We start from the raw sequence: 13,090 nt of genomic DNA on the forward strand, positions 1-13,090 counted from the left end.
TAGTTTCGATGGATGTCTGAAAGCGACCTAGTGCGAGCGATAGGTCCGGGCTGCGTCGCGGTCTTTCTCCTGTTGCCATTCGCGATCCCGGTCGTCCCAGTGCCGCTCCTTGTAATCGCGCAACTCATCGTTTTCGCGCATGGCCTTGCACTGGCGAAAGCCATCCTCCCAACCCTCGGCGTATTGCCGGTCCTTCAGATACCGAGGCACGTTCTTGCGAAACGCCCCGGTAATCACCCCCGCCGCCTGGCGGCCACTGCTGCAGCCATCGTCAAAACCGTCGGCAAACGCCGGTGGATAACCCTTGGCCAGCAACTCCTGATGGGTCGACTGGCAACCCGCCAACCCCAGCACCGCACACAGCATTACCGCAGACCGCCACATGGCGTACTCCCTGGCCGTTTCACGGCTGATAGGGAGAGTCTAGAAGGGGATTTGTCGGGGCGGTGTGAAAGGGAGGTGAGAAAGGCGTGGGCAAATCCCAAATGTGTAGGCGCCGGCCCCGGCGTCTGCAGGTTAAGCAGTGCCTGGCAGTGCAGAATGCTCCGCCAATTCCTGCTGGATAAACGCCGCAATCATCGCGCGATACACCTGCTCCGTGACGTCGGGGTTGGCGCCCGCCGCGTCGGACAACCCCCGCACTTTGGCAATCACCTGTTCAACTCGTTGTGGCGCCTTGACGCCATCAGCATCTTTCTTGAAGCGCGCCGCCTGTGACACGTAACGGCCGCGCTCTGCCAGCAGGGTGACGATTTGTTGGTCGAGGCGGTCGATGTTTTCTCGGACGTGTTCAAGGGTGGTGCAGTTAACGACCATGTTGGTTGAGCTCCTGGTTGGATAGGCAATGCGATGTAGTTGAATACAGGGTGATCCATGTGGGAGCGGGCTTGCTCGCGATTGCGGAGTGTCAGTCACTGAAAACTTGGGCTGATACACCGCATTCGCGAGCAAGCCCGCTCCCACATGTTGATCGTCGCCAGGTTTCGATCAGTAGTGATACCACTTCACTTCCAGCATCACTTCATTCACGGGCGTCGACAAATGGCTGTACTCGCGCTGTGCGCTCAGGCGCAGGCCCAGGTTGCGCGACAATTCCCACTGCTGGTTGAGGCTGATGCTGCGGCGTACTTCGCCGTTGGTGAAAAAGTCACCCTTGGCTTCCAGGCTCAGGTTGCCCAGCGGGTTTTTCCACAGCACGCCAGTGTTGAAGCCGGCGGCAGGGGAGATGGCTTCGTTGAAGTCGTTGTTGTGCTCCACGCGCACGGTGCCGAGGGCGAAGCCAAGCATGTCGTCGCTCAACTGCCAGGTGCCGCCGGCGCCGCCGTTGACGTGGGCGACCAGGGTTTCGTCGTCGTGTTTGCCCGGTACACGTTCAAGGCCGCCGGTGACTTGCCATGACCACGGTTGCAACAGGGCGTTGCGCGGGGTCAGGGAGCGGATGGTGGCCAGGTCCAGTTGCTGCAGTTGCCAGTGGTTGCCTTCGTACTGGCGCAGTTTCATCTGCAGGATTTCGATCTGCGCGCCCAGGGGGAAACCTTCGGCGTTGTCATTGAGGTCGTGGTAGGCCATGCGCAGGCCGTATTCACCGAAAGCCTTATCGCCACGGGTGCCGATGCCGGCTTGCCAGGTGCGGGATTCATGGCCGTTTTCCGGTAGGCCGGGCGGTGTGATTTTCAGGTCGGGCGCCGGGTTCTGGTTGATCGCGCGCAGCAGCTCGAAGCTGCGCTGGGAGCGGGCGGTGTCACGTTCCAGGCCGTTGGCGCGGTAGCGGCCAAGGCGGTAGGCGGCGTCGATGATCAGGGCCTGACGCTCGCGGGGCAGGGCTTTGAAGGCGGGCTCCTGCAATTGCTTCTGGTCGTCGCTGATCTTTAATACCCAGCGCTGTTCGTCGCTATCGAGCGGCTTGGCGCGTTCCAGCAATTCGCGTTCACGGGAGGGGCGATAGTCGATTTTTTCTACCAGGCCTGCGTCTTTTACGGCCTTGACCGTGTCGGTCGGGATGGCGGTCAGCGGGAACTGTTCGGTCAGACGCAGCCCGGGGCGGGCCACTTGCAGCAGTTCCAGCAGGCGATACGAGCAGTTTTCGTCGAAGAAAAAGTAGTCGAACTGGATCTGCTTGAGCTCCCACACGTGCTCGACCATGCGCTCGGTCTCGACTTGCGTCAGGTTAAGCCGATATTCCCACAGGTCGCGGTTCTCAAGGCTACGGTACTCCGACAGCTTCTCCTGATAAGGCACCAGGGCGAACAGGCCGGGATAGCCGCCCATCAGGCCTTTCCAGGCGTAGAGAATGCTGTTGTCGGAGCCCTCGATATAGGCGCCGAAGTTGATCGCGTAGCTGAGCAGGGCGGTGTTGTTGCTTTGCACGTCGGCCTGGTCGATGCGCAGCAGGGTGTGGCCGAACATGGACGACGGGCTGTTGAGGTAGGCCGCCGGGAAGATCATCACCGCGCTATGGGGGGCGACGTCCTTGAACCATTGCTTGAATTCTGTGCAGTCCACGGCAGGCAGGTCAGTGAGGTGCAACTGATCCTTGAGCCAGCGGGTCCGTGCGGGGTAAACGCATTGGGCGTGTTTTTCACCCAGGCTGGCCGGCGCGTAGAGCGCGTCAACGGTGGCCTTGAGCTCGGCATCCGGGTGGTGGGCACCGTCGGCTGCGAGGAAGAACTTCTTGTCGCTGACATAGCTGCGCCAGCCACTGACCTTCCCGGCTTCGTAATGGCCGAGGGACAGCCAAAACGGATCATTGGCCAATTGCTGCAAACGTTGATCATCAAGGTGCGGGGCCGCGTACAGCGGGGCGCAGGCGAAGAGTGCCATCCAGGCAAAGCGTTTGAGCATAGGGGCAACTTAAGTCGGAAATAAAAGAGACCCAAAGGGGAGGCGGGTCCAAAATAAAACCCGCGCCTTGGTAGGCGCGGGCTGGTCGAGCTTAAGCCTGGGTCGCGTATTTCGCCAGACGGGCATCACTTTTCAGTACAGCAATGGTGTTGTTGTGCACGTCATCAGCGGTCACGTCAGCCTTGCTGAAGATCTGCTGGAAGTGCTCGTGGGTCACAGCCGCGAAGTGCTCGCGATCTTCCGGTGCAACGCCCAGTACCACGGCGTAGGTGGTCAGCGCCTCGCCGTTGCCTTTGGCCATGTCTTCGGACAGCTCGTTCATCATGCCATTCATGGCAATCCAGGACTTGCCGCCGTAGGACAGGGCGCTGTTGGTGCTGCAACCGTTGGTGCCTGAGGTCATGCCGAAGGTGGCGTTACCCGAAGTACCGTTAGTGGTGGAAGCCAGGAAGTGAGCTGGAGTGCCGCGCTGGCCTTCGAACAACATGTTGCCCCAACCGCAGTTCGGGCCGCCTGGTGCTTCTGCCATTGCATTGAGGGAGACGACGGTGAAGAGAGTACCGAGAAGGATCCGTTTCATAGCTTTGTTCTCTTTGTGTGCAAACCAATGGACAAGGGTTCAGGCGCGTCGCAGCGCCCTAGGGGCCAGTTATTAGTCCAACCCGCGCAATTTGGAGTTTAGGCACGTTCCAAGGGTTCCGTGCATTTTTATAAAACAATTGGCGATGTCGCGATATTTCTGCAGGTCGCATCCCACGTCTACGCTTTCCCGAAAGCGCGCCTTGCCAGAGCGCGCAACCGAGAGCCAGAATGCCGTCATCTGCCCCGCCTGATGTAAGGAAGCCCGATGCCTGATCCTGTTGCTGCCAGCTTGCGTCTAGCGCCCGAAGCGCTGACTCGCCCTTTCTCCGCTGAACAGTTCAGCTTCTCGACCACCAATGATTTGGAGCCCTTTCGCGGTGTGCTTGGCCAGGAACGTGCGGTTGAAGCCTTGCAGTTCGGTGTGGCCATGCCACGCCCCGGTTACAACGTGTTTGTCATGGGCGAGCCCGGTACCGGCCGCTTTTCGTTCGTCAAACGCTACCTGAAAGCCGAAGGCAAGCGCCTGCAGACCCCGGCGGATTGGGTCTATGTGAATAATTTCGATGAACCCCGCGAACCCCGTGCCCTGGAGTTGCCAGGCGGCGCTGCGGCGGCGTTCATCAATGACATCAACGGTTTGGTCGACAACCTCGTTGCCACCTTCCCGGCCGTCTTCGAACACCCGACGTATCAACAGCGCAAAAGCGCCATCGACCGCGCCTTCAACCAGCGTTACGACAAGGCCCTGGACGTTATCGAACGCCTGGCCCTGGAAAAAGACGTGGCGCTGTACCGCGACAGCACCAATATCGCCTTCACCCCGATGCTCGACGGCAAGGCGCTGGACGAGGCCGAGTTTTCGCAGTTGCCGGAAGCCGATCGCGAACGTTTCCACACGGACATTTCCGAGCTGGAAGAACGCCTCAACGAAGAATTGGCCAGCCTGCCGCAGTGGAAGCGTGAGTCGAACAATCAACTGCGCCAGTTCAACGAAGAAACCATCACCCTGGCCCTGCAACCATTGCTTGCACCGTTGTCGGAAAAGTATGCCGAAAACGCCGCGGTCTGCGGTTACCTGCAAGCCATGCAGGTGTACCTGCTCAAGACCGTGGTCGAGCAATTGGTGGACGACGCCAAGACCGACGCCCAGGCGCGCAAGCTGCTGGAAGAACAGTACTGCCCGAGCCTGGTGGTGGGCCATCCGGTCAACGGTGGCGCCCCCGTGGTGTTTGAGCCGCACCCGACCTACGACAACCTGTTCGGGCGGATCGAATACAGCACCGACCAGGGCGCGCTCTACACCACTTATCGCCAGTTGCGTCCGGGCGCGTTGCACCGTGCCAACGGTGGTTTCCTGATCCTGGAAGCCGAGAAAATGCTCAGCGAGCCGTTTGTCTGGGACGCTCTTAAACGCTCCCTGCAATCGCGCAAGCTGAAAATGGAATCGCCCCTGGGCGAGCTGGGTCGCCTGGCCACCGTGACCCTCAACCCGCAGATGATTCCGTTGCAGGTCAAAGTGATCATCATCGGTTCGCGCCAGCTGTACTACGCATTGCAGGACGCCGATCCGGATTTCCAGGAGATGTTCCGCGTACTGGTGGACTTCGACGAAGACATCCCGATGGTGGACGAAAGCCTGGAGCAGTTCGCCCAGTTGCTCAAAACCCGCACGTCGGAAGAAGGCATGGCGCCGCTGACGTCGGACGCGGTGGCGCGGCTGGCCACTTACAGCGCACGGTTGGCGGAGCATCAGGGGCGTTTGTCGGCGCGAATTGGCGACTTGTTCCAACTGGTCAGTGAGGCGGACTTCATTCGTCACCTGGCGGGCGACGAGATGACCGATGCGGGCCATATCGAGCGCGCCCTCAAGGCCAAGGCCACGCGCACCGGGCGGGTGTCGGCGCGGATCCTCGACGACATGCTCGCCGGAGTCATCCTCATCGACACCGCGGGTGCGGCGGTAGGCAAGTGCAACGGGCTGACGGTGCTGGAGGTCGGTGACTCGGCCTTCGGCGTGCCGGCGCGGATTTCCGCCACGGTGTACCCGGGCGGCAGCGGCATTGTCGACATCGAGCGCGAGGTCAACCTCGGCCAGCCGATCCACTCCAAGGGGGTGATGATCCTCACGGGTTACCTGGGCAGCCGCTATGCCCAGGAATTCCCGCTGGCGATCTCGGCGAGCATCGCGCTGGAGCAGTCTTACGGCTACGTGGACGGCGACAGTGCGTCCTTGGGCGAGGCGTGCACCTTGATCTCGGCGTTGTCGAAGACGCCGCTCAAGCAGTGCTTTGCCATCACCGGCTCCATCAACCAGTTTGGTGAAGTGCAGGCAGTGGGTGGGGTCAACGAGAAGATCGAAGGCTTCTTCCGGCTGTGTGAAGCACGCGGTTTGACCGGTGAGCAGGGCGCAATCATTCCCCAGGCCAACGTCGCCACGTTGATGCTCGATGAGAAGGTGCTGCAAGCCGTGCGCGCCGGGCAGTTCCACATCTATGCGGTGCGCCAGGCCGACGAGGCGCTGAGCCTGCTGGTGGGCGAGGATGCCGGTGAGCCGGATGCCGAGGGGCAGTTCCCGGAAGGCACGGTGAACGCGCGCGTGGTAGAGCGGTTGCGCGCGATTGCCGAGATGATCAGCGAGGAAGACCTCAAGGAAGCGGAGAAGGAGTTGGCACAGCAGGCGCTGGCCGAAGCCAAACCGACCTGATGGCTGACTCGTCATTAAATTGACTTGGTTTGGGGGCCAACGCCCGTTGGTCCCTACAACCTTGGTTTGTCGTGGTTTTCTTCTATTCTTTGCTCAAGGGATATCCACAGGAGTCGCGGGATAGAAACAGCCTCGCCCCAGGCGCAGGTTGAACACCGATCTACCGAGGGTCGCCGCCATGCCGCGCAACCTTTGCCTTACCCGCCAGTGCTTTGGCCTGGTCACCCGTATCGAATGTTCCATTCGCCCTCTCGCGGGGGATAACGGGATGTGGACCTTGTTGTTTGCCGCCGGAATGACCGGTGAACAGCCCTCCACCATCAAGTCCCAAGGCCCGTTCCCTGGGCCCTTCGTTGCGGAAAATATTCTGGAGTCCATCGTGGACAGCCTGACCCAGCACGGCTACGAGCAGGCGGGTGACCCGCAGATCTGGTGCCTGCACATGCAGGCCCATCTGCGACAGCTCAATGGTGAGACCCAGCACTGACCGCTATTTGCTCTCGGGTTTGTCCAACTTGACCTCGAAGCCATATTGCACGGTGCTCAGGTCGGTGCGCTGGTAGCTTTCCAGGGTGGTTGGCTGGCCGTAGAAGTAATGCACGTCAAACATCGCCGTGCCGTATTCCTCGGCGCGGTGGCTGACGCCGAGGATTTCCTTGAGGTAGTTGCCACTGGCGTCTTTGGCGTAGAAACGCCAGCTGTCGGCGGGGAATGCCTTCTGGTCGACGATCAGCGCGTTGTCTTTGAGTTCAAGCCCTTTGGGCAGCGTGTTCGCGTCAATCTCGTGTTTATCGATGGTTGCCAGGAACAGCGGAATCGAGCCCACCACAAAGGCCGGGTTTTCCGGGAACAGGGTGAGATCATAGGTCAGGGTGCCGCGTGCCGGGTTCAGCTCAAAGGCCTCGGTCGGCAACTCGATCGGCTCGCCGCGCTCGCCTTTTTCGTCGGCGGTGAAGAAGGTCACCGGTGAATCGCTGCTGTTGCGCTCGCTGCCCACCAAATCGTCATTGAAGGTAAACGGGTGGTCGAACACGATGTGCGCCGCGCTGGCGTCTTCGACTGACTGGCTGATGGTGACGCTGTTTTTCAACTGGTCCTCGGTCATGCTTGCGTCTTTGAGCCAATTGGCGGCGCCGTCGTCGTACACGGTGACCGGCATCGGCAGGGCCTGCACGGTTTTCTGCAAGCTGTTCCTGTCGAAACGCAGCACCGGCAGATCGAGGTCTTTACGGGTGCGCGTGGCGGTGGAGAAATCCAGCACGTTGACTTGCAGGTTGTCGATCACGCCATTGAAGTACACCTTGGCGTAGTGGCCGCTCTGCTTGTGTTCGAAGGCTTTCTGCTCATCGATCAACTGCTTTTCGAACGCCTCGGACCAGGTCTTCTGTTTTTGCATCTCGGCCAGTTGTTTCTCATAAAACGCAACCTGGACGCTGCTTTCATTGATCGAGCCCGAGCGTGTGAGGAACTGCCCGGTGCTGTCGCGCGCCTGGACCAGCAGCGGGTTGGGCGATTCGTCGCCGACTTCCGGGGCCAGTGGCTGGCTGTTGGTCAGCTCGATCTCGGCGTAGTTTTTTTCCAGCAGGATCAGGTTGAGGGTGATGTTGCCTTCGGTGCGCTTGTGGCCGACGTCCTGTTTCGACAGGTCAAAGGTCAGCACCTTGCCTGGCGCGACCACTTCAACCGTGCCCTTGAGGCTGACGGGCTGTGGCTGGCTCTTGTTTTCCGTCTCGATGCCGTCGATGAACGGGTAGGTCACCGTCAAATCGTCAGGGTTGGTCAGGTTGGAGCTGCTGGGGCTCAGTTGGATGCCCGGATCGGTTTCCGACCACTCTGGCTGGAAGGGGATGACCTTGTTGTTGCTCAAGGTCACCGACTGCCATTCCAGCCCGTGGGGGAAAGGGAATTGGTCGGGGATGTTGAAGTTGAAGGGAAACACCGGCTGCAAGTCGGTCAGGTAGTCGGAATGGGAGTTCTTGCGCAGCACGAACAGGCCATTGATGTAGGTGTCCACCAGCGCCTGGGGAGTGGGGTAGTGCTTGAGCAGGGCCAGTGTGTCGTCACCGTATTCGGCTTCGATGGGCTTGGTGGCGAGTTTGACCCGCGCCCGTTCCAGTAACAGCAGCGAACCGCCCAGGTCGGCGACGGCGTCGCGCAGCTTGGGGTCCTGGATGCTGTCGAGGGATTGTTCGAATTTGGCGGTTTTCTCTTCGAGGGTGGTCTGCTTCTGCTCGTCGCTGGGGGAGCAGCCGCCAGCCAGCAGCAATGCCGCGCACAGGCCGATACTGGCCAAAGGGGATCGCACATCCATCATCTGAGTTTTTTCCTGTCCGACGTCATCGAGCCGAGTTGTTATTGGGCTCGACACTAGCAGAAAAATTCTCTTACAGATGCCGCACAGGTCAGTTTTCTCGTGATGACAGGTGTCTTGTAGCGGCTGGTATACTCGCCGCCATTTCTAGCCAAGCTGTGTGAGATCCAATGGAACGCTTTATCGAAAATGCTATGTACGCCTCGCGCTGGCTGCTGGCGCCGATTTATTTCGGCTTGTCCCTCGGGTTGCTGGCGCTGGCGCTGAAATTCTTCCAGGAAGTGATTCACTTGCTGCCGAGCGTGTTCTCGATGGCCGAGTCCGAGCTGATCCTGGTGCTGCTGTCGTTGATCGACATGGCCCTGGTCGGCGGCTTGCTGGTCATGGTGATGATCTCCGGCTACGAGAACTTCGTCTCGCAGCTGGATATCGATGACAACAAAGAGAAACTCAACTGGCTGGGCACCATGGACTCTTCGTCCCTGAAGATGAAAGTGGCGGCCTCCATCGTGGCGATTTCGTCGATCCACTTGCTGCGCATCTTCATGGACGCCAAGAACGTCGATCCACAGCACCTGATGTGGTACGTGATCATCCACATGACCTTCGTGGTCTCGGCATTTGCCATGGGCTACCTGGACAAAGTCACCAAGCACTGATGCCCCGCGCCGGCCTTACTGCTCCACGAAGTAGTAAGGCTGGCGATTGATCGACATCCGCTTGATCTCCTTCACCGGACGGGTCAAGTCATCGGTGTGGTCCAGCAGCGCAACGTTGCCGGGCTTGGCGCCGAGATAGCTGTGCAGCTCGGCCTCGGTTTGCAGGATCGGTAAATAGGCCTGCAGGTAAAACACGCTGGCTCCGGCGATGCGCTCGTTGGGCCGGTACAGTACCACCTCCCGGCCTTCGTCTTTCAACGCCTGAACCTGGCTGATCACCGGTACGAAGGACTGGCGCACATCCGCTTTGGGCGCGAACCAGAAGGCGGCGATCAGGTAGCAACTCACGGCCAGGGTGAACACGCCGCCCACTATGGTTCTGTGATGCTTGTACAGCGCGGGCTTGTGGGTTTTCAGCCAGTCCAGCAGCACCCTTGCATATTCCGCGGCCAGGACGGCGGCGGCCGGTGCGAGCGCCATCAGGTAAACGGTGCGTTTGCTCGACGCCAGGGTCAGCAGGGTGAACTGTGCCACCAGCCAGACGCTGAAGAACAAGTGGTAGCGGTTGCGCACCAGGCTTTTGCGAAAGTGCCACAGGCCCAGGTACACCAGGATGTTCCAAGGCAGGAACGCCTCGGGCAGCTTGGCAATGTAGTAGTAGAACGGCTCGTAATGCCCGGCTTCGACAAACGAGCCGCTGAAGCGGCCGACGCTGTTGGTCAGCAAGACCTCGGCAACGGCCTGCATACCCCCGCGTTGGAACAGGAAGCCTAGCCAGATCACCAGTGGCACCAGCGCCAATAAGGTAAACAGTGCCGGCTTGAGCCAGTTGCCAATCTGCAGCCGTTTGTCCATCAGGCTGGTGCTGGCCAGGTACACAAAAATCACAATGCCCGGCATCGCCAGGCCCAGCACGCCTTTGCTGAGGGTGGCGATCACCATCCCGGCGGTAAACAGTGCCCATGCGCCCACGCTGGAGCCTTGGCGATCGGGCCGCACTGCCTGGTAGAACGCCAACAGCGCAGTGGTCACGCCGAGGGTGAGCAGCGAATCCTCACCGACGCCGCGCGCATTGCTCCAATAGCTGGCCATGGTCGCCAAGATCAAGGCCGCGCTGAACGCCAGCGTCTGCGGTCGCCCGAACCGGCGCAGCATGGTGTAAAGGAGCATCACGCTGAACAATCCAGCAAACGCCGAGGCCAGGCGCACGGCCCAGGTGGTGCCGCCGAACAGGCGAATCGCCCCGGCGTCGATCCACAGGCTCAGGGGCGGTTTTTCCAGAAAGGGCTCTCGAAACAACTGGGGCACTACCCAGTTATTGTCCAGGTGCATGGCCATGGCGATCCCGGCGACGCGGGCTTCGGTGGAGCCTTGCAGCTCATGGTTGCCCAGGGCAAAGAAGAACAACAGACCAGCAAGCAGGAGCAGCAGGGAAGCAGGACGCGTCATGGAGTGTGGCTACCAGGGCAGGAGGACCGTCCGGGGGAACGGTCATTGCAATGGGCTAGTATCCGTTGGCGTTTCTGAATATTTCGTGAACGAGTGATGGATTTTTGTAAGGCTGATTAGGCCGTTATGGCGCTTTCAAGCTGGGTATAGCTGCTTTGCCTTGGGCTGTCAGCACCGGCTCCAATTGCTCCCACGTAAAGCTCAGTTCGTTATCACAGCCATCGCCCTGGGCGGGTGTCGAAAGTTGCAGGCCCTGGGTGTTGAAGCTCAAGTCGAAGGTGGAATAGCTGGTCACGGCCGGGCAGCCTTCGTCGACGGTGGTTTGCTTGGAAAGCCATGCGCTGAACGCTGCGGGCAGTTTGACCTGGCCGGAATAGGGGCCGTCCCATTGCTCCTCGCCTCCCAACCACGTCCAGGGATCAACCTTTTTACCAGTTTGCAGGTTCCAACTGTGCAGGCCCCAGCTGATTCCCCCGCGTCCGTAGCCTGCCGACCAGCGATAGAAACGCACGGTGATCCACTGTGATGACCAGTAGACCGGTTCCACCGTGATCTCGCTGGTCGTGGTGCTGCCGCCCTGGTCCAGTGAGTTGCGCCGCTCCCTATAGAAATCGGTCTGTCCGTCTGGGTTGATGGCCATCCGTGCGAGATCCCGGTTGATCTTATCGATGGCCTCCGTGTCGCCTTCAAGTTTGAGGATGACCTGCCCGCCTTGGGTTTTCACCTGGTAGGCATGTTCGGCGAACGTCTTCCTCTCAACCTTTACCGCCGGTGGCGTGGCCTCAAGCGGGTTGTTGTAAGTGTCGCTGGCGCACCCGTCCGTGTCCGCGCGTTTCAGCATCAGCGCCAGGCTTTTGCCACCCAAGGCTTTGCTCCAGGTGCCGGTCAATAGGTCGCCCTGTGGGTCGTCCAACTGCCAGAAACCGGTTTGCCCTTCTTCCACCCAAGGCTCGCTGGCGTTGGCTTGGGTCAGCTGAATGGGGGTGAGGATCCGTTGGTAGTAATAACTGCCATTGGCGCCGTGGGGCCCGTTGAAACAGACAGTAATCGCGGATTTCCCCAGAGTGCCTGTCCAGACACCGGCCAGGTCGGCGGCGGTTGCAAGCAGAGGGGTGCAGGCGAGAGCGAAAGCGGCGAGTGGCTTGAACACGGGTATCGGACTTCCGGTTGTCTGATAGAGGGGATCAGGGTAATGGGAAGTGCGGTGGGATTCCAGAGAGGGACTCCCACCCGAAGCATTACCTGCCGGAACGCGTGGATTTCGTCCTCAATACGTTGGCAAGGAAATCGTGCCACTCGGCGTGTATTTGGCGACGTTCACATGATGATCCTCGCCAGCATATCTTCGCCGTCTGCATCCATGCCAACCTCGATAAAACCAAAACTGGAATAAAACCCTTTGGCGACGACGTTGTTGGGGTTGTAGCAAATCTCAATTTCTTTCAACTCTTCGATCTGTTTTATTTCATGCAGGGCGAGACCCAGCGCTGCTCTACCGATGGATTTCTGCTGATGTTTCTTATCCACCATAAAGCGCCAGATAGAGACTTTTCCTTTTGATTCCTGCACCCACATTAAAAAGCCTACGGCCTCTTCATCCGCAATGATGGCGCGTGTGAAGTAGCCCGGGTTGTACGCGGCCTCAACGAGCGACCAAGTATTACTAGCGACGTAGTCCTCTTGTTCTTCAGTGACCTCCAGTTCACAAATGGCCTCATAGTTTTGTTGCGTTATTTGGGTGAGTGAGATTTCCATCGCGTCGCCTGAATGAGGGTGATGATCGAGCTGAATCAATGTTTTATGGGTGTGTACCGCACCTGAATGGTAACGCTGTATCAAGGGAGGCTGGTTCTTCGTACAACCCCAGGTAAGGTTCGCGTCCCTCTTCGGTTTGTGCTCTTACACTTTCGAATATTCCAGCCATTCCTGGTAGGTGATCCGGCTAATGTGCTCTGTGCGATAGTCTTGGAGGAACTGGTTGTATTTGTTTTCTTCCGTGTGATGAAAGCGAAACCCACACTTCGATTGGGCAGCATGGGATTGGATGTTGTCGGCGAAGTAACCACACCACAGTGCTTTGAGGTTCAGGTTTTCAAAAGCGTGTCGCATCACTTCACGCACGGCTTCCGGAATCAGACCTTTACCCCAATACGGCACGCCGATCCAGTAGGCTATTTCCCCTTCCTGCTCACTGATTTCAAAATTGCTGTTGCTGCCTATGAGAATGCCCACACAACCAACAGCACGGCGATTTTCCTTCAATTCGACCGCATACACCTCTGGGTGATTGAAGACTGTGCGGATGATGTCGGCACTGTTCTCCACACTGGTGTGCGGGGGCCAGCCAGCGATGGGACCGACTCGGGCGTCTTTGGCATACTCGTATAGATCGGCGGCGTCTGTGTCCTGCCAGGGGCGTAGCAAGAGTCGTTCTGTTTTAAGTGTCATATCCCGTACTCGGAGTGGATGGGTGCGTTCGGGATAGAGTATTGGCAGACAGGCCATCGGTACACGCCAGTACCTCGGCTTCTTCGGTACTTTTCG

General features: G+C 59.3%; 12 protein-coding genes. 3 read left to right on the forward strand and 9 right to left on the reverse strand.

The genetic code is table 11. The annotated features are described in order from the left end of the window. Window positions 1-27: 27 nt before the first annotated feature. The 4 genes from AB4O08_RS16545 to AB4O08_RS16560 form a co-directional block, all read right to left on the reverse strand. Entirely contained in the window at window positions 28-384 is a 357-nt protein-coding gene (locus AB4O08_RS16545) for a hypothetical protein (protein WP_044287918.1), read from the reverse strand. 132 nt (window positions 385-516) lie between these two features. Then, window positions 517-816 carry a chorismate mutase gene (locus AB4O08_RS16550; RefSeq protein WP_021492928.1) on the reverse strand — a complete coding sequence of 100 codons (300 nt, stop codon included), beginning with the start codon at window positions 814-816 and terminating at the stop codon, window positions 517-519. Window positions 817-987: 171 nt separating this feature from the next. Next, complete coding sequence (locus AB4O08_RS16555) at window positions 988-2,841, reverse strand: Lnb N-terminal periplasmic domain-containing protein (RefSeq protein ID WP_021492927.1); 1,854 nt, start codon at window positions 2,839-2,841, stop codon at window positions 988-990. Between the two features lie 91 nt (window positions 2,842-2,932). Further along, a complete protein-coding gene (locus tag AB4O08_RS16560; RefSeq protein ID WP_010206666.1) occupies window positions 2,933-3,421 on the reverse strand; it encodes a DUF3015 domain-containing protein in 489 nt (162 codons plus the stop codon). 267 nt (window positions 3,422-3,688) lie between these two features. Here AB4O08_RS16560 and AB4O08_RS16565 point away from each other — a divergent pair, with 267 nt between their 5' ends. Beyond that, window positions 3,689-6,127: a Lon protease family protein gene (locus AB4O08_RS16565; protein WP_010206665.1), complete on the forward strand. Its 2,439-nt coding sequence runs from the start codon at window positions 3,689-3,691 to the stop codon at window positions 6,125-6,127. Window positions 6,128-6,305: 178 nt separating this feature from the next. Further along, window positions 6,306-6,614, forward strand: a complete 309-nt coding sequence (locus AB4O08_RS16570) for a PA4575 family protein (protein WP_010206664.1) — start codon at window positions 6,306-6,308, stop codon at window positions 6,612-6,614. 3 nt (window positions 6,615-6,617) lie between these two features. Here the strand turns inward: AB4O08_RS16570 and AB4O08_RS16575 are convergent, their stop codons facing one another. Further along, entirely contained in the window at window positions 6,618-8,441 is a 1,824-nt protein-coding gene (locus tag AB4O08_RS16575) for a hypothetical protein (protein ID WP_010206663.1), read from the reverse strand. 167 nt (window positions 8,442-8,608) lie between these two features. Between AB4O08_RS16575 and AB4O08_RS16580 the strand changes: the two genes are divergently transcribed. Continuing rightward, window positions 8,609-9,097 (forward strand): TIGR00645 family protein, encoded by a 489-nt coding sequence (locus AB4O08_RS16580; protein ID WP_010206662.1) that lies wholly within the window; start codon window positions 8,609-8,611, stop codon window positions 9,095-9,097. A 15-nt stretch (window positions 9,098-9,112) separates the two neighbouring features. Here AB4O08_RS16580 and AB4O08_RS16585 read toward each other — a convergent pair whose 3' ends face one another. From AB4O08_RS16585 to AB4O08_RS16600, 4 genes are all read right to left on the reverse strand, one after another. After that, a complete protein-coding gene (locus tag AB4O08_RS16585; protein WP_021492926.1) occupies window positions 9,113-10,546 on the reverse strand; it encodes an ArnT family glycosyltransferase in 1,434 nt (477 codons plus the stop codon). A gap of 124 nt (window positions 10,547-10,670) precedes the next feature. Next, window positions 10,671-11,696 carry a hypothetical protein gene (locus tag AB4O08_RS16590; protein WP_010206658.1) on the reverse strand — a complete coding sequence of 342 codons (1,026 nt, stop codon included), beginning with the start codon at window positions 11,694-11,696 and terminating at the stop codon, window positions 10,671-10,673. A 167-nt stretch (window positions 11,697-11,863) separates the two neighbouring features. Then, window positions 11,864-12,301, reverse strand: a complete 438-nt coding sequence (locus AB4O08_RS16595) for a GNAT family N-acetyltransferase (RefSeq protein ID WP_021492924.1) — start codon at window positions 12,299-12,301, stop codon at window positions 11,864-11,866. A 144-nt stretch (window positions 12,302-12,445) separates the two neighbouring features. Beyond that, window positions 12,446-12,994 (reverse strand): GNAT family N-acetyltransferase, encoded by a 549-nt coding sequence (locus AB4O08_RS16600; RefSeq protein WP_021492923.1) that lies wholly within the window; start codon window positions 12,992-12,994, stop codon window positions 12,446-12,448. Window positions 12,995-13,090 lie beyond the last annotated feature (96 nt).

The sequence above is a fragment of the Pseudomonas sp. H3_E07 genome (assembly GCF_054668895.1).